Origin of the sequence: Psychrobacter sp. UBA5136, assembly GCF_002414005.1 — a bacterium.
GTDB lineage: Bacteria > Pseudomonadota > Gammaproteobacteria > Pseudomonadales > Moraxellaceae > Psychrobacter.
Genome location: NZ_DHYG01000037.1, coordinates 14706 through 30907 on the forward strand (window position 1 = coordinate 14706; position 16202 = coordinate 30907).

At 44.5% G+C, this 16202-nt stretch carries 15 protein-coding genes, 1 tRNA gene and 1 pseudogene; 10 read left to right on the forward strand and 7 right to left on the reverse strand.

Translation table 11 applies throughout. From position 1 onward, the window contains the following. The first annotated feature begins 155 nt into the window (after positions 1 to 155). Positions 156 to 1115 (forward strand): tRNA glutamyl-Q(34) synthetase GluQRS, encoded by a 960-nt coding sequence (gene gluQRS, locus B4240_RS05365; protein ID WP_296237246.1) that lies wholly within the window; start codon positions 156 to 158, stop codon positions 1113 to 1115. 77 nt (positions 1116 to 1192) lie between these two features. On the opposite strand, the gene B4240_RS05370 is transcribed toward gluQRS, so the two are convergent. Next, a complete protein-coding gene (locus B4240_RS05370; protein ID WP_296237217.1) occupies positions 1193 to 2389 on the reverse strand; it encodes an FtsW/RodA/SpoVE family cell cycle protein in 1197 nt (398 codons plus the stop codon). A gap of 347 nt (positions 2390 to 2736) precedes the next feature. Then, complete coding sequence (gene murD, locus B4240_RS05375; protein ID WP_296237219.1) at positions 2737 to 4155, reverse strand: UDP-N-acetylmuramoyl-L-alanine--D-glutamate ligase; 1419 nt, start codon at positions 4153 to 4155, stop codon at positions 2737 to 2739. 557 nt (positions 4156 to 4712) lie between these two features. Between murD and B4240_RS05380 the strand changes: the two genes are divergently transcribed. From B4240_RS05380 to B4240_RS05395, 4 genes are all read left to right on the forward strand, one after another. After that, positions 4713 to 6212 carry a SulP family inorganic anion transporter gene (locus B4240_RS05380; protein ID WP_296237220.1) on the forward strand — a complete coding sequence of 500 codons (1500 nt, stop codon included), beginning with the start codon at positions 4713 to 4715 and terminating at the stop codon, positions 6210 to 6212. 148 nt (positions 6213 to 6360) lie between these two features. Continuing rightward, the gene (locus B4240_RS05385) at positions 6361 to 7215 is read left to right on the forward strand and encodes a universal stress protein (RefSeq protein ID WP_296237222.1); all 855 of its coding nucleotides are present in this window, start codon (positions 6361 to 6363) and stop codon (positions 7213 to 7215) included. Positions 7216 to 7664: 449 nt separating this feature from the next. Then, positions 7665 to 8003 carry a P-II family nitrogen regulator gene (locus B4240_RS05390; RefSeq protein ID WP_011514651.1) on the forward strand — a complete coding sequence of 113 codons (339 nt, stop codon included), beginning with the start codon at positions 7665 to 7667 and terminating at the stop codon, positions 8001 to 8003. 93 nt (positions 8004 to 8096) lie between these two features. Beyond that, on the forward strand, positions 8097 to 9359 hold the full coding sequence (locus B4240_RS05395; protein WP_296237224.1) for an ammonium transporter: 1263 nt from the start codon (positions 8097 to 8099) through the stop codon (positions 9357 to 9359). Positions 9360 to 9559: 200 nt separating this feature from the next. On the opposite strand, the gene B4240_RS05400 is transcribed toward B4240_RS05395, so the two are convergent. The 3 genes from B4240_RS05400 to B4240_RS05410 form a co-directional block, all read right to left on the reverse strand. Continuing rightward, positions 9560 to 9943 (reverse strand): DUF2147 domain-containing protein, encoded by a 384-nt coding sequence (locus tag B4240_RS05400; protein WP_296237226.1) that lies wholly within the window; start codon positions 9941 to 9943, stop codon positions 9560 to 9562. 274 nt (positions 9944 to 10217) lie between these two features. Then, positions 10218 to 10481: a hypothetical protein gene (locus tag B4240_RS05405; protein ID WP_296237228.1), complete on the reverse strand. Its 264-nt coding sequence runs from the start codon at positions 10479 to 10481 to the stop codon at positions 10218 to 10220. Positions 10482 to 10555: 74 nt separating this feature from the next. Next, complete coding sequence (locus B4240_RS05410; RefSeq protein WP_296237230.1) at positions 10556 to 11449, reverse strand: DNA/RNA non-specific endonuclease; 894 nt, start codon at positions 11447 to 11449, stop codon at positions 10556 to 10558. 159 nt (positions 11450 to 11608) lie between these two features. Here B4240_RS05410 and B4240_RS05415 point away from each other — a divergent pair. Then, positions 11609 to 11699, forward strand: a tRNA-Ser gene (locus B4240_RS05415). Positions 11700 to 11848: 149 nt separating this feature from the next. On the opposite strand, the gene B4240_RS05420 is transcribed toward B4240_RS05415, so the two are convergent. Further along, entirely contained in the window at positions 11849 to 12274 is a 426-nt protein-coding gene (locus B4240_RS05420) for a PaaI family thioesterase (protein ID WP_296237231.1), read from the reverse strand. A gap of 252 nt (positions 12275 to 12526) precedes the next feature. Between B4240_RS05420 and B4240_RS05425 the strand changes: the two genes are divergently transcribed. Beyond that, positions 12527 to 12745 carry a hypothetical protein gene (locus B4240_RS05425; protein WP_296237233.1) on the forward strand — a complete coding sequence of 73 codons (219 nt, stop codon included), beginning with the start codon at positions 12527 to 12529 and terminating at the stop codon, positions 12743 to 12745. Between the two features lie 15 nt (positions 12746 to 12760). Next, a pseudogene (locus B4240_RS11595) lies at positions 12761 to 13060 on the forward strand (SDR family NAD(P)-dependent oxidoreductase); the annotation flags it as partial. Between the two features lie 369 nt (positions 13061 to 13429). Here B4240_RS11595 and arsC read toward each other — a convergent pair. Continuing rightward, positions 13430 to 13840: an arsenate reductase (glutaredoxin) gene (arsC, locus tag B4240_RS05430; RefSeq protein WP_296237235.1), complete on the reverse strand. Its 411-nt coding sequence runs from the start codon at positions 13838 to 13840 to the stop codon at positions 13430 to 13432. A gap of 135 nt (positions 13841 to 13975) precedes the next feature. Here arsC and B4240_RS05435 point away from each other — a divergent pair, with 135 nt between their 5' ends. Both B4240_RS05435 and cls read left to right on the forward strand, forming a co-directional pair. Then, entirely contained in the window at positions 13976 to 14770 is a 795-nt protein-coding gene (locus B4240_RS05435; RefSeq protein ID WP_296237237.1) for a YdcF family protein, read from the forward strand. A 96-nt stretch (positions 14771 to 14866) separates the two neighbouring features. Further along, on the forward strand, positions 14867 to 16202 hold a 1336-nt coding region (cls, locus tag B4240_RS05440; protein WP_296237240.1), incomplete at its 3' end, for a cardiolipin synthase.

Consider the following 16202-nt stretch of genomic DNA (forward strand, 5'->3'; position numbering starts at 1 on the left):
TTTTATAGCGTTGTTTTTCATTAAATAGCCTTTACTTATTGACACGGCACTAACAAAATACGCATATTTGATAAATATCTTTTTATCATCCATTTACTTATGCTATCTCTTTCTATTTTCGATAAGTGTCCATTTTGAAAACACCTTCCACCGCTATGGCAAATACGCCTATTAACCCCTCTCTTCCGCCCCCTATTGGTCGTTTTGCGCCCTCACCAACCGGAGAGCTACATCTTGGCTCATTAACAACGGCACTTGCCAGCTTTTGCCATATCAAATCTCTTGGGGGCAAGTGGCTACTGCGTATCGAAGACACCGATAGCGAGCGCTGTGATAGACAATTTACCGAGCAGATTTTAATTGATTTAGAAGCACTTGGGCTACACTGGGACGGCGATGTCATTTATCAATCTGAGCGCCTTGATATTTATAATGATTATTTATCGTCCAGTCTGTATCCGCTGACTTATGGCTGTCAGTGCTCGCGTAAAAGTCTTGAGCGCTATTGGCAGCAAAAGGCGATGGGAGAAAGTACTGATACACAGCAAGCAAACCAAAAACTGCTTAATAGACAACGCTACCCGCGCTGCTGCCTAACTGCCAATCTTGATAAAGCACAAAATAAGCTGCGTATACAGCTGCCAGACTATCTCATGGGCTTTCAAGATGGCATTCAGGGATTGCAGTGGGACAACCCGCAGCAAACCTTGGGAGATATGGTGGTGCGTCGCCAAGATGGCATGATTAACTATATTTTAGCCGCCAGTCTTGATGATGGCCTGCAAGGCGTCACCCATATTATGCGCGGCTTGGATATTTTGCCGATGACGACGGCGCAAATTAGCATCATGCATGCAGCAAGCTTACCTGCTATCGACCATTGGTATCATCTGCCATTGATATGCAGTTCTGATGGTCAAAAGCTCTCCAAACAAAACCTTGCCCAGCCGATTGATACGCGTGACCCAAGTAAGCTAATTGCTCATGCTTTGCAGCTATTACAGCAACCTGCCGTTGATAGAGACACGCCGACAAATATGCTTAAACAGGCGATTGCGCAATGGGACAACTTGCCATTACAAAATATGCAGACTTTAAATACGAGTGACATTTAACAAAAAACGCCGCAATGAGCGACGCTTTTTTATCATTGATCATTGGGGTGCCGTAAACAATCTAATCATTAAATGACTTAGTAATAACGGCATTGGCTTTTTTCAATCTCAGGGCTTTCTTTGTGAATTTTGAGTAGCACCGCCACCATGACCAAGCTAATCAGCATCGATGAGCCGCCATAACTAAAAAACGGCATGGTCAAGCCTTTGGTCGGAATCGCGCCCATATTCATCGCCGCATTAATAATTGTCTGAGCAATAAACACCACCGCAATACCAAAAGCGGTATAGCTCATGCGCATTTGCCGCCGTTTTAGGGCGTTATAGCTGATGCGCATCGCACTACCGATGATTAGCGCTTCAAAGATTAAGATCATCGTGACCCCAACGAAGCCCAACTCCTCACCAGTAATGGCTAATAAGAAATCCGTATGCGCCTCTGGTAAATGCGACAGTTTTTGTACGCTTTCACCGTAGCCAACGCCCGTAAATTGGCCGCGACCAAAGGCAATTAAGCTACGCGCTAGCTGATAATCGGTATCTTGCACGTCATCAAAAGGGTCCAAAAACGACATCACCCGTACGAGACGATATTGAACGGTTGCTACCATTAATACAGCGCCGCCAACGGCAACAGCACCGAGCGCGATAAATTGCTTATAGGGCGCGCCAGCAATATAAAATATCGCAAAAACGGTGCCGATGATCACCACAAATGAGCCAAAATCTGGCTGTGCTAATAAGAGAACGGTGATTAACCCAACCACTAAAGCAATGCGTAAAAAGCCATCCCAGCCATTACGTACCTCAAACGAGCGCCGCACCACAAAATCTGAGACAAATACAATCATCACCAATTTGGCAAGCTCTGCAACCTGAAAGTTAAAACCGCCGAGCGTCAGCCAACGCTTTGAGCCGTTGATGGGCGTGCTAAACAAGGTAACAAACAACAATACCCCCGTAATAGCCAACAGCATAAATTGGGTTTCAGTTTTATAAAGCCTTTTTAGCGATACCGCTTTATAAGAAATACTAGCAATAAACAGCCCAATTACCATGTATAAAAGCTGATTATAAAAAAAATGCAGCTCGCTCATACCGCGACTCAGTGCAAACGGAATCGAAGCAGAAGCTACCATCAATAGGCTAAGCACCAGCATACAGCCGACGCTCGATAATAAAATGGCGCGCGCTGAGGGCATGGAGAGGACACCATCTGAGCCAGTGGCTCGCGGCGATTGAGAGTTTGATCGAAAAAAAGAAGAGAGCGCCATAATTTTATATACACTAGCAAACGAGAAAACACGGCGTCTATAAAACGCCACCGTTTAAAAAATAAAGGAAATTTTATTCAATAGATAATAACAGACGGCAAAGCGGCGACAAACCCCGATTTTTAATCGTTTAGCTTGTTAATATCTATAATAACAGTTACAGCAACAGTGGTTTGCAAATCGTTTGCCGCCTGCTTTATTGGTTACATGGACAGTAGCAGCAATTTATAAGCAAAACAATCATTTATCAATAAAACGCCTGCTACTTTATAACGCTAAATAAAACACTTTAAGGCCTGACACGCATACTATCTTAAGTCAAAACGTCTTATAAAGCGTCGAATGCTTTATGAAGCTTTGTCTAATTGCTTAACCAGTTGACTAAAGTACTTGCCGCGTTCCGCAAAGCCACTAAACTGATCGAAGCTTGCACAAGCGGGTGACAAGAGCACCGCTTGTACTTGCGATAAGCTGCTTTTTGTGACTTGCTGAATCGTTGCAAAAGCGCCCTCTAGCGTCTGGCTTTGATGCATAGCGACATCATCATCGTTGATACCAGCTGTGCGTAAATGCTCTTCAATCTGCTGGCTATCTTCGCCAATAAACAGCACTTGGCTGACGTATTGGTTGATAAATGGTGTTAATTCACCAAATTGCTGACCTTTGCCTTGACCACCTAGAATTAATAACAGCTTACCGTCTTTGGGCGCGTATACCGCCCCTAAGCCTTCGACGGCGGCTATGGTAGAGCCAATGTTGGTACCTTTAGAATCATTAAAATAATCAATCCCATCGACCATAGCAACATATTCGCAGCGATGCTCAAGTCCTGTAAAGTTCTGCAAAGTGTTCAGCATACTATCAAGCGGCAAACCCGCAAGCTCGCCAAGCGCCAAAGCTGCCTGCGCATTAAGCAAATTATGCCGTCCTTTAATGCGCAGTTTATCCGCCGAGAGCAAGCGCTCTGAGCCGCGTGCTAGATACGTCTGCCCTTCTGAGTCGGTAATAAGACCATATTGACCTTTATCAGGAGCGTGAATGCCCGTACTCAAGCGTGGCAAATTATCCGCCACCAATGGCCGCGTCAAAGCATCTTCACGATTGATCACCACGGACTTTGCGCCCTGAAAAACACGATGCTTTGCTTGATGATAGCCAAGCATATCGCCATGACGGTCTAAATGATCAGGCGACATATTTAGCACCGTTGCCACTTGCGCGCCCAAATTGGTCACGGTTTCTAATTGGAAGCTCGATAGCTCGAGAACGGCTAACTCCATCTCGCTATTTGACAGCAAATTTAGCGCTGGCACGCCAATATTGCCGCCAACGCCAACATTGACCCCAGCATCTGCCGCCATTTGACCAACCAATGTCGTCACGGTACTTTTAGCATTAGAGCCGGTAATCGCCACAATCGGTACGCGGCACGCTTCACAAAACAGCTGAATATCGCTAACAACCGGAATACCCGCGTCCCGTGCGGCGGCAACCGCTGCGGTTTTTAGGGAGATACCTGGGCTAATAATAATCCGCGCAGCTTGTTGCAATAAATCAGCGTCTATCGCCCCGAACTGACGAATCTCAACGGCAGCAGGTAACTGCTCTGCTAAAGTCGGATTGGCCTGATTATCAGTGACAGCGACTTGGTAGCCTTGCGCGGTCAAATAATTTGCCACCGACAGTCCCGATTGCCCCAAACCGACCACGACTTGTAAACCACTGCCTTTATGAAGTAAGGCTTCTGTTGCGGTGCTGGTGGTCATATTTATTCCTTCTATCTCTTTATTGGACGAACAAAATTGTCTCAAGCATTTTGACTTTAAATGATCAGCAGCATAATGACGTCACCCAGATTTCGGTACGGGTTTTTGCAGACTTTGTGTTATTATGCGCCTGTTTTTATCTTGAGGCGCTAATGCTATAATAGCCGCCTTAATAGGAACCGCTACAATAGTTAGCGCTATTTTAACTAAATCTTCAATCTAGCATTTTAGTTTAGCATGTTGTCACACTTATCGCGCTATTGTCATCTTTCTTTCGCCACGTTTTTTATGCTAAGAGGGTATGACAGACAACCACTACGCTATATTTTAACGTTTTTGTCCGACAAGATAATTATCTTCTTTTACTGCCGCCTTTCATGGCAGACACTTATTCATCATTTGAACGACCGTCATCCTATTGATTGTGGGTGATGGTGTTTGCGACACCGTTATAAAGGTCGATAAAGTTAGTCTCGATGCAATCATTTTAGCGCTACGCTTTACTGCTAGGTCATAAATGATTGTTTTTTTTGTCTCTAACCCTATACAGTTTACTTATGACATCTTTTTTTGGCAGTTTGCGTGAAGAGTGGTTTTCTAATATTCGCGGTGATACCTTATCAGGTTTGGTGGTCGCACTGGCCTTGATTCCAGAAGCGATTGCCTTTTCTATTATCGCTGGTGTCGACCCAAAAGTCGGCTTATATGCTTCATTTTGCATCGCTGTGGTCATTAGTTTTGTCGGTGGACGTCCGGGTATGATTTCGGCTGCAACCGGAGCAATGGCGCTGGTGATGGTTGATTTGGTCGCCGAGCATGGGTTGCAATATTTGCTTGCCGCCACTTTACTGTGCGGCGTCATTCAAATCATCATGGGTATCTTAAAGCTTGGCAACTTGATGCGCTTTGTGTCGCGCTCAGTGGTTATTGGTTTTGTTAATGCGCTGGCGATTTTAATCTTTGCCGCCCAGCTGCCTGAGCTAAACCCGATGACTGAGCGTGTCGGTATGACGGTTTATATCATGACCGCGGCTGGCCTTGCGATTATTTATTTGTTTCCGCTACTCCCTAAAATCGGCCGCGTGATTCCATCACCGCTGATTTGTATCGTTGGCTTGACCGCGGTCGCCATGTATATGAATCTTGATATTCGTAACGTCGGTAGTATGGGCGATTTGCCCGATTCATTACCGGTATTTTTATTGCCTGATATTCCGCTGAACTTTGATACCTTGCTCATTATTGCGCCTTATTCTATCGCGCTTGCCATCGTAGGTTTATTAGAATCTATGATGACCGCAACCATCGTCGATGAATTGACCGATACGCCAAGTGATAAAAACCGCGAGTGCCGTGGTCAAGGAATGGCTAACGTGGTCTCAGGCTTTTTTGGCGGGATGGCAGGCTGCGCGATGATTGGGCAATCAATGATTAACGTCAAATCTGGCGGCCGTACCCGTTTATCAACGCTTATCGCTGGCGTGGTGCTGCTCATTTTGGTGGTGTTTTTAAGTGAATGGGTCAGCCAAATTCCAATGGCAGCATTGGTCGCGGTGATGATTATGGTGTCTATCGGCACCTTTAACTGGCAATCTATTCGTGAATTTAAAACCCACCCGTTGTCCTTTAATATCGTTATGCTGGCGACCGTTCTCACCACTGTCTTTACCCATAACCTCGCGTACGGCGTCGGCGTTGGCGTGCTGTTATCTGCCTTAGCATTTGCCAATAAAATCGGGCAATTTCTAACGGTCTTTAGTGAGTATGACGACAGTAGCAATACCCGTTATTACTACGTGCAAGGACAGGTTTTCTTTGCATCAACAACACAGTTTTTGCAGAGCTTTGATACCAAAGAAGCTTTAGATAGCGTCCAAATTGATGTCAGCCACGCTCACTTTTGGGATGTCAGTGCCGTCGATACCTTGGACAAGCTGGTTATGCGTTTGCAGCGTGAAGGCATTGATGTCAAAGTAGTCGGACTCAACAGCGCCAGTCGCACCCTTATCGATCGCTTCTCGATTCATGATCGCCGAGACATTGGCCTCTTAGATTAAGCAAGACGGTAGTAGTGTTATTAAGCTGATAGCAATAGTGTCTTTATTCATCAGCAATGATATTGGTATATAAAATCAGGCTCGCTGGTTAAAGTCATCACTTTGACCAGCGGGCCTGATTTTAATCATTGAAATATGTGGTGCCCTTATGAGTAATTTAAAATCAGATAGTGTGATTGCCTGCTTAGACTGTCCGAATTATGTACAAGCGGTATTAGATGCCAGTATGTGGGCTTCTACGCGCTTGCAAGCGCCCATTGGCCTGCTCCATTCCGTGCCAAGCTTACAACAAAAAGCGGCCGTTGATTATTCCGGCTGTCTGAATGTTGATGATGAAAATATCTTGTTAGATCAATTCACGACAAAAGAGCATTCGGGTAATAGTGAGCTAAAAGCCCAAGGTAAACTGCTGCTGCATCAAGCCAGCACTTATTGCGAGCAGCAACGCCATAAGCTAAAAACCTATACCCTGCATCGGCATGAAAGCCTGAGTGACAGCATTGATTACGTCGATGACAAAGCACAATTAATCGTCATCGGTCATCATGTCACTTGCAAATCGACCCTAAGCCAGCTGATACGTTTAAGCCATTGCCCCATTTTGGTGACGCATGCACCATTTTTGCCCCCAACGACGGCGCTATTTGCTTTTGATAACAGCCCCACCTCGCATAAATTGCTCAATTGGCTGTGCAAAACACCGCTTGTTCGCGCTTTGACCGTCCATATCGTCATGGTTGGCAAAGAAAATTCAGAAAACTGCGATGCGCTGCGAGAAGCCTATGCCCGCCTTAAGCAAGCGGGCATCAAATGTAAAAAAGCCTTACTCGACTGCCGCGATGTCACTGCCGCTTTAAACTACTATCAAAGCCAAAATGATATTGGACTGCTGATGACCGGCGCCTTTGGGCAACCGCGTTTGCTTGAGCTGCTAAAAGGTAGTGAAACTAAAAAACTACTTGGTAGCACCAAAACCCCGTATTTACTCTTCCCCAAAGCTTAAAACCTTCTTTTTAGGTTTAATCTTTTGATTTTAAACGCTATTATTCATAATGGCGTTTTTAATAATCGACGTTTTTACAATGCTTATGCGCTTACTTTTCTCCTATCTCCTTCCATTTTTCTTATCAAACCTCTTATCAAATCATCACATGAAATAAAGTGATAGCCTCCCCAAGCGCTTAAAAAGTTGGTTATAATAAAGTGTTTATTCTCCCAACGTTAAAGGTTAATAGCTCTAACTTATATCCATAAAAGCGTAGTTATCGTTGCGATATAGGCAAGGGTTTTTGTCATTATCATGGTTATTTTTAAGAAAATGCGCCCAACCCTACCAACCCCCTTGAGTAGGTTTGGCACAATTCTTGAACTATTTACCATGAGCCTGACAATAATACGAGCCAGCAAACGGTCTCTATTAACCTGCGACATCATCTATATAAGGATTTTTTTATGAAGCTAATCACTGCGATCTTAAAACCATTTAAGCTCGATGATGTGCGCGAAGCGCTTTCTGACATCGGTGTAAAGGGTGTCACCGTCACCGAGGTCAAGGGTTTTGGTCGTCAAAAAGGTCATACCGAGCTCTATCGCGGCGCTGAATACGTGGTGGACTTTTTACCTAAAGTGAAAGTTGAGGTAGCAGTGATGGATGAGATGGTCGAGCCTGCTATCGAAGCCATTACGCGCATTGCCAGTACCGGAAAAATCGGTGACGGCAAGATATTTGTGACCAATCTTGAACAAGTCATTCGTATTCGTACGGGTGAGACAGGTCCTGACGCCATTTAATAGTTAAGAATAATTAAGCGCTAGACCACTTATAAAAACAGATTTATAGGTCATCTCGATCACTGTATTGCATCTATTCAAGGGGGAATTAATATGCAAAACCAAATCTTTGAGCTCCAGTACGCGCTAGATACATTTTATTTTTTAATCTGTGGTGCGCTAGTCATGTGGATGGCCGCCGGCTTCACCATGTTAGAAGCTGGACTGGTACGCTCAAAAAACACCGTCGAAATCCTCACCAAAAATATCGCCCTCTTTGCCACCGCCTGTACCCTGTATATGATCTGCGGTTATGCCATTATGTACGATGGTAATCTGTTTTTAAGCGGTATTGCTGGCACTGAAACCCTGGTAGCCGAAGCCTTAGCGACTTCAGCTAAAAATGGCTTTAATGGCGATGCGGTATACTCGGCGGCTTCCGATTTCTTCTTTCAAGTTGTGTTCGTCGCTACTTGCATGTCAATCGTTTCAGGCACAGTGGCTGAGCGTATGAAGTTATGGTCTTTTTTGCTATTTGCTGTCGTTATGACCGGGTTTATTTATCCATTAGAAGGCAGCTGGACGTGGGGCGGTAAAGCCGTATTTGGCTTATTTAGCCTTGGCGATTTGGGATTTTCTGATTTTGCCGGTTCAGGTATCGTGCATATGGCAGGAGCAGCAGCGGCGCTATCTGGCGTTCTGCTTTTAGGGGCGCGTCAAGGTAAATATGGACCTAATGGTGAGATACGGGCGATTCCCGGCGCCAACTTACCTTTAGCGGCGCTTGGTACGCTTATCTTATGGATGGGCTGGCTTGGTTTTAACGGCGGCTCCGTGCTCAAACTTGGCGATATCACCAGTGCCAATGCCGTTGCCATGGTGTTTTTAAATACCAACGCTGCCGCTGCGGGCGGGGCGATTGGCGCGCTTATTATTGCACGCATCATTTTTGGTAAAGCAGATTTGACCATGCTATTAAATGGTGCATTAGCGGGTCTGGTCGCCATCACTGCCGAACCGTCCACCCCGTCGGCGCTGCAAGCAACGTTATTTGGCATGACAGCAGGCGTTATTGTGGTCATATCAATCCTTGCATTAGATAAAATAAAAATCGATGACCCAGTCGGTGCTATCTCTGTACATGGGGTGTGTGGCTTGTTCGGTCTGATGCTAGTGCCACTGACTAACCCAAATGCTACTTTGCTCGGTCAAATTGCTGGCGCAGCAACCATCTTTACTTGGGTGTTTATCAGTAGCTTGCTTGTTTGGAGCATTATTAAAGTCGTGATGGGTCTGCGAATCTCTGAAGAAGAGGAATATCAAGGCGCAGATATTGCAGAATGTGGTATGGAAGCCTATCCAGAGTTTATAAGGTAAAAAGTATTTAAGAGGGTTTTATTGTTGATTTGCTAATCATCGATAAAATCCTTTTATTAGAAATCTATCCCATTAAAAATCCCGCAAAACCTTTCGGTCTTGCGGGATTGTTTATTCTTTAACACTATAGTCTTTAACAGTTTGTCTTTTTATAATGCCCAGTCTAATAGCTGAACTTTATAGAGTAAGATTATATTGGCTTATTTCTTTTTCCACGTTTGGCTACGTGAGAATGGGCCGATATAACCTTTTAGTTTTAAGCTGTTGCCACTTAGGTTAGCCGTCATACGATAATCTTTACCTTTTTCAGGGTCAGTAATTGTACCACCACTATATTTGCCACCGCCGTCAGCTTTTAAACCTTTAATGATAGTCGTACCAATATGCTTTTTACCTTTGGCTGAGTTGGTATCGATAAGCTTACCCGTCAATACACCATTTGATTCAGTGATTTTAACCAAACCTTTTGGTTGACCTTCATCATAAGTCTGCCAAGTGGTATTGTGTAATGGGTCAGCAGCGAATGCCATACTTGCCATGCTGATACCCGCAACTGCTAAAGTGGTTTTTGCAAATGATTTCATAAATTGACTCCCTTCATTCAATGATTACTAGAAACGGTGTGTTTCTGATGTCCCACGCTTATCCTTTTATCAACAATCTTTTAATGCAAGCACTGCGGTTCTATTCTAATTTCAAGTTAGTCACCGACATTAATACTCAATTAATGAGTAGCTTTCCATAAAAGTTTTGATCGACATAAGCGATGTCTTGACCCATTATAAGCAATTTTAAGATTTTGCCTAGTAATTTTTTTGTAGTTTATTATTTCTCTAAAATCAAAAGCATATCAAACAGTTACAGGAACGGATTGTCTATAATTTTGCCCGATTGGTCATCTTTTTCTTTTGACTTATCCTTACTATTGCTATATTGGTCTCGGTTTTTAAATGCCAGCATAATTTTACTGGTAAGCTCGTGTAACTGCTGTGCTTGCTCATATCCAGCTTCATCAAATACCAGATTAATGTCTCCATAAATAATTATTTTATCTTCTTGGTTTTCAATGACCAGCTCGCCAATTTGCATACTTTCATGATTATTCATAAATGGTTCAATCATCTCACCCTCCTTTACCGTAACAATGCCTTACGTAGATTTGCAATGCTGTGGGGATTTAATTACATTTAAACGGCTTACGCTTTTAATTGTGCCATGAGCCAGTCAATGATAGCCAGTACAAATAGCATCCAAGTGGGTTCTTCGGGAGACGTTTTGGGTAAATCTGAGGCTTCACCCGCTTTTAAAGGTAAATCAAACGCGCGCGCTTTGGTTTGGGCGTCAAGCACAGGTAAAACATCAATACCGGTATGAGCCGTTAAGTCATCAAGACTGATAATCTCTATACGCTCTGATTCATCATTGGGCGCGTAATAGACGCCTGCTTGATTGCTCGCTGGGATATACACCGCTTTAAAAAAATGGCTAGGTACCAGTACGCGATCCGCCAGTTGCTTGGTTTTTTTATTGGTAAATGCGACGCCTGTAACGGTATAAACTTCGCCATACTGCTGGGTTAAATAGCGCGTAGCAGATTCAATATTACGCCAAATATAGCGATTATTACGCGGTGATTGCGGCGCGATATTGGCAAGGCTAAAACTATCGTATTGCTGGCTGCGATTGGCCATATTGCCGTTGGGCGCTAAATGGCCGCGATCGTAACCGGAGCCTGAATAATCAGACAATGTTGCGCGCATAGATTTTGGTAGGCGGCTTTCTTCATGAAAGCTGTCTTCACGGTCGATTTGTTTGGCTTGCTGCAAGCGCTTACGGTCGAGATGTTCTGCTGACCACAGTGGTGTGCGCGATACGCCTGAGTACATGACGGCAAAACCGTCCATACATAGCGCTTGGGTATTGTTATTGAGCTTGGGATTGGTAAATTCAGGATAGACGCCGCCGTAAAAAGACTGACTACACTGGCTAAGGTTATCCGCGTGAGCAGACGAGATACCTACTATGGCAGTGAAAGCTATCGTTATGAGGCTTTTTTTAACGCTTGTTTTATTTTTAAAAAAACTTATCATGCCACTCTCAACCATCTATGCCGACCAATTACGTAGACGCTATCCTAGCAGGCAGTTAGCAATAAAGAAAGATACGGCGCAGGCCGTGACATTTTAAATGCTATCCGCTATACTTAGCCAGTCAAAAATCAGTGGCGTCTACAAACGCTCTGTCTAAACGGTGAAGTGGGTGAGTGGCTGAAACCGCACGCCTGGAAAGTGTGTATACGTTCATAGCGTATCGAGGGTTCGAATCCCTCCTTCACCGCCAATCTTATCAAATGCTCGTTTTCCTACCCTGTTCCAAACTCTCCAATATCTCTTCGTTACCTTTTATTTATAGCGCATCGGGCTTTTTATGCCTGTTGTTTTGATCCGATTCAACATCATTGATGAACACATCCGTCAAATCTTGATAAATCAGTCCAGTGCAGATGATGATTTCGTCGGCACTGCATAAGTTCCCACTACATGAGCCACCACATCACTCAATCCTTCGGAATATAGCGACACCTCGCCCACAATCAGTGATCGACCAATTTTTAATAACTGACACTTCGCGATAATCCGTGTCTCAGCTGATGGCTTTCGTAAAAAATTAATGGTCAAGCTTGTGGTGACCGTCAGTGGCACAATTCCAATCTTACCCAATATCGCGACATACAGCGCCACATCGGCCAATCCCATCATTACGGGTCCTGAAACCGTTCCGCCAGGTCGAAGCTCACCGACTCCAATATCATGAGATAAGGTAGCGCCATCTTGATCGACTGCTTCAACCACGCATTTGGTTTGTGGAAATTCTGACGCCAAAAAAGCCACTATTTCTTCTTTTGTTGCAGACATACCGAATCCTTGGTTTTATTCTGATTGCGATTTTAGATAGTATGACGTAAATAAGACCAAAAGTCGCCTTTACGGATGGCCAAAATTGACTGCCCCTCTCTTCCTTACTAAAATATCTTAATGAACATTTTTCCACTATAATAAAGTAGTATTTAGACTTAATGCTTCAAGGTTACCTCGACAAACAAAATCAGCAGTCATTTTAAAGAACAGAGAATGGATGTCGTGCTGTTTAAAAAACAAAAAAAATAGGTGCGATGGATCGTCGGTGGCAGTAGTGGAATCGGTCTAGAACTAGCAAAACGATACCTTCAAGCAGGCGATTCGGTTGGTATTTTTGCTCATGACTACATCGATGAGGCGATGATTACACTTAATAAACACCGCCCCAAGCTCAAAAAAACCAAAATTTGTGTAAGCGATGTTCAAGGCTATCATGCAGACATGCTCGACACTGAACAATTAACGTGAGTCTTTGATAAAGCTAAAATATCATTAGATGCGCCTAATACCGTCATCAATAGTGCAGGCATCGCAATTGCTAAATCTTTTGAAGAGACCAGCGAGGCTGGATTTCAACGTCAAATCCATATCAATTTGATCGGCAGTCGTAATGTAGCCTATACAGCACTTCCCTACCTAAAACATACGCGTCATTACAGTAAGCAGCGCCCCGAACTGGTGTTTATCGCCTCGATGGCAGGATTGTTTCCCTGCTATGGATATTCAGAATACGCGACATCAACATTTGGCGCCGTGGGATTGGCCGACGTTTTAAGGATGTAGCTGGGTCAGCAAGGTATCGATGTTGCTGTTGTTTGCCTGCCTGAGGTCGAAACACCGATGGTGACCGCCGAGCGCCACTCTGGATCTGCCATCACCACTGCTCTCAAGCAATTGTTATCAGTACAACGATATCGCCGCTACCTTCCTTGAGTCCCAAATTAAGATCAATTTTTTAAAATAGCAATTTACCCCATTAGAAACGATTTGACCATTTATGACCCTTCATCAATAAATAGCGCCTTTTATGGCGCTGTTTTCATTGAGGCGTTGTTAAATACTTGCTCAACAAATCTTTGAGGTCCTCACTTATGATATTCTCATGATGAAAAAACGCTGGCCCTTAAATGGAGCATACCTATCAGGCACACGTTAACCATCAAAATCTGGCTGAATCACTTCCCCGTTTTCTTTAGTAAAACTATCTACCGGATTGTCCAATAATTCAAACACCCGCTCTACCGGACGACACAGCGCTGCGCCTTTATTGGTAACAACAATAGGACGATTGATTAAAATAGGGTGCGCTATCATGGCATCAAACAGTTGCGCGTCAGTCAATGCTGGATTATCTAAGCCAAGCGCTGTATAAATGTCTTCTTTACTGCGTAATAGCTCGCGCGGGGTAGTATTCATCAACGCCAATAGCTCGACTAAATAGCTACGAGTCGGCGGTGTTTTTAGGTATTCCACCACTTCTGGCTTCTCACCTGAGGCCTGCATGATGGCGAGGGTATTACGCGAAGAGCTGCATTTGGGATTATGAAAAATGATTGATGTCATCAGGTGTTCCCTTTTTAAAGTTGAAGTGCTTAGATTTCGTACAGATTGATATCATTAAACAAAAATATAATTAGATAAACAGACAATTAAATAGGCGTTCAATTGACAAAAGCGTCTTTACATCATAAAAAAACTATGACAAAAAAATTACTTACTATAGCGCGGGCCGTATTGGTTGTTGCTGGCGTCGTTATCGCTGTTGATTGTGCCGTGCTAATGACGGCTGACAAAATTAACTTTGGTACGGTGGTACCTTTTTTATTGGGCAGCGCCTTTGTCGCCCATGGGATATTTTGGCATGCCATCCGTAAGTTTGCTAGGCAAAACCCTCTCCGCAATCGTCTTTGGTACGCGCTATGGCTGCTATTTTTTATCTGGCTTATCAGCTTTGCTCTGTTTATATTCGCACTGCAGCAGCAAATTAAACAAAGCGCGCAGCCTGTTCCTGAAGTAGCTGCCATTATCGTGTTAGGTTCAGGGACGGTCGCTGGTAAACCTACGCCGACGCTTGCTAAGCGCTTAGATACGGCAGCGCCGCTGATCAAATCTCAGCCAGAGGCATTAGCGCTGACCAGTGGCGGCATCGGCATGGGACAGACGCACAGTGAAGCGAACATTATGGCGAGCTATTTACATGAGAGACATGGCATAGCTTTAGAGCGCATTTTACAAGAAGGCAAAAGCACCAGTACCGCCGAAAACTTAATCTATAGTCAAGTGATTTTGGCAGCGCAAGGGGTTTCTATCAAAGCACCGATTGCTATTGTAACCAGTGATTTTCATACCATTCGCGCCGCCGCCATAGCGAGGCATCAAGGCTACCAGCGGCCAATTATGCTTGCCAGCCCTACGCCGCTCTCGATTCGCTACAATGCTTGGTTTCGCGAATATTTTGCGTTTGTTAGCGGCTGGCTGTTTGGCGAATATTAGTATAAAAGCCATCAATAAGCCAAATGACAATAACTTAGACCTTTATAAATAATAACCAAAATAATCTGCACAAATATAATAACAATGGACCCCGTTATGCTCGTCGATATTTTATTAACCATTCACTTTATACTGCTGGTACTAATCTCTTTACGCGTGCTGTCTCGTCATGATTTAACGGCGCCAGCACGCTTGGCTTGGATGGTCATTTTATTCGTTTTACCGTATTTTGGTGTGCTGGTTTATTGGATGTTCGGTGAGGTGCATTTGGGGCGCAATTTCACGCGTCAACGTGAAGAAATTATCGACAAACTACGTCAGCATCGTCCAGAGGTGCTTGGTAGCGAGACTGCTTTATTACATGCCGTTAAGTCTGAATACCGAGCAGCTTTTGCCTATGCTGCAAAAGCCACCGGTTTTCAAACCACGGTGGGCAATCGTGCTGAGCTCATGGCCGATGCGGCTGAGACGCGCAAACGCATGATTGCTGACTTTGACGCCGCAAGCGATCATATCCATGTGCTGTATTATATTTGGCTGGCTGATGACATGGGCACAGCTACCGCCGAAGCGCTTATTCGGGCAGCAAAGCGCGGCGTTACCTGCCGAGCGATGGTCGATGGCATGGGCTCGCGCAAAATGATCGGTTCAAAGCTATGGCAAGAAATGAAGGAAGCTGGCGTGCAAGTCAGTGTCGCGCTGCCCTTAACCAATATCCTAAAAGTGCTGCTGTTTAGCCGCATTGATTTGCGCAATCACCGCAAGATTACTGTAATTGACGGTAAGATTGGTTATCCTGGCAGCCGTAACTGCGCCGATCCTGAGTTTCGCGTAAAGCCAAAATACGCCCCTTGGATCGACATTATGCTACGCATCGAAGGACCCATCGTGGCGCAAAATCAAATGCTATTTGCCAGCGATTGGTTGACTGAAAATCCTGACACGCCGCTCGATAGCTTTCCTTATGCGACAGATTTACAGCCAAATCTGCCACCCAATAATTTTGCCGCGCAAGTTTTCTCTGATGGCCCGACCCAGCACCACGGCACCACGCCGCAGTTTTTAGGCGCTTTGATCAGTCAAGCCCAGCATACGCTGATCATTTCTACGCCCTATTTTGTGCCAGATTATTCACTGGTTAGCATTCTATGTGCGACCGCCTATCGCGGGGTTGACGTTACGATGATTTTTCCGAAGAAAAACGACTCCTTTATCGTCGCCGCGACCAGCCACAGCTATTATTGGCAGCTGCTCAATGCTGGGGTAAAAATCTATGAATACAAACCTGGGCTGCTACACGCCAAAACACTGACGGTTGATGGTGAAATTGGCTTGATTGGCTCGAGCAATTTAGATTTGCGCAGCTTTGATTTGAATTATGAAAATAATATTGTGTTTAGTGATAACAAGCTAATACCAAACCCAAAATATA

Coding starts and splice junctions, on each gene's coding strand:
- B4240_RS05390 (WP_011514651.1), top strand. CDS start 7,665: ATGAAGCTAATCACTGCGATCTTAAAACCATTTAAGCTCGATGATGTG.
- B4240_RS05395 (WP_296237224.1), top strand. CDS start 8,097: ATGCAAAACCAAATCTTTGAGCTCCAGTACGCGCTAGATACATTTTAT.
- B4240_RS05435 (WP_296237237.1), top strand. CDS start 13,976: ATGACAAAAAAATTACTTACTATAGCGCGGGCCGTATTGGTTGTTGCT.
- arsC (WP_296237235.1), bottom strand. CDS start 13,840: ATGACATCAATCATTTTTCATAATCCCAAATGCAGCTCTTCGCGTAAT.
- B4240_RS05370 (WP_296237217.1), bottom strand. CDS start 2,389: ATGGCGCTCTCTTCTTTTTTTCGATCAAACTCTCAATCGCCGCGAGCC.
- B4240_RS05385 (WP_296237222.1), top strand. CDS start 6,361: ATGAGTAATTTAAAATCAGATAGTGTGATTGCCTGCTTAGACTGTCCG.
- B4240_RS05380 (WP_296237220.1), top strand. CDS start 4,713: ATGACATCTTTTTTTGGCAGTTTGCGTGAAGAGTGGTTTTCTAATATT.
- murD (WP_296237219.1), bottom strand. CDS start 4,155: ATGACCACCAGCACCGCAACAGAAGCCTTACTTCATAAAGGCAGTGGT.
- gluQRS (WP_296237246.1), top strand. CDS start 156: ATGGCAAATACGCCTATTAACCCCTCTCTTCCGCCCCCTATTGGTCGT.
- B4240_RS05410 (WP_296237230.1), bottom strand. CDS start 11,449: ATGATAAGTTTTTTTAAAAATAAAACAAGCGTTAAAAAAAGCCTCATA.
- B4240_RS05405 (WP_296237228.1), bottom strand. CDS start 10,481: ATGATTGAACCATTTATGAATAATCATGAAAGTATGCAAATTGGCGAG.
- B4240_RS05400 (WP_296237226.1), bottom strand. CDS start 9,943: ATGAAATCATTTGCAAAAACCACTTTAGCAGTTGCGGGTATCAGCATG.
- B4240_RS05420 (WP_296237231.1), bottom strand. CDS start 12,274: ATGTCTGCAACAAAAGAAGAAATAGTGGCTTTTTTGGCGTCAGAATTT.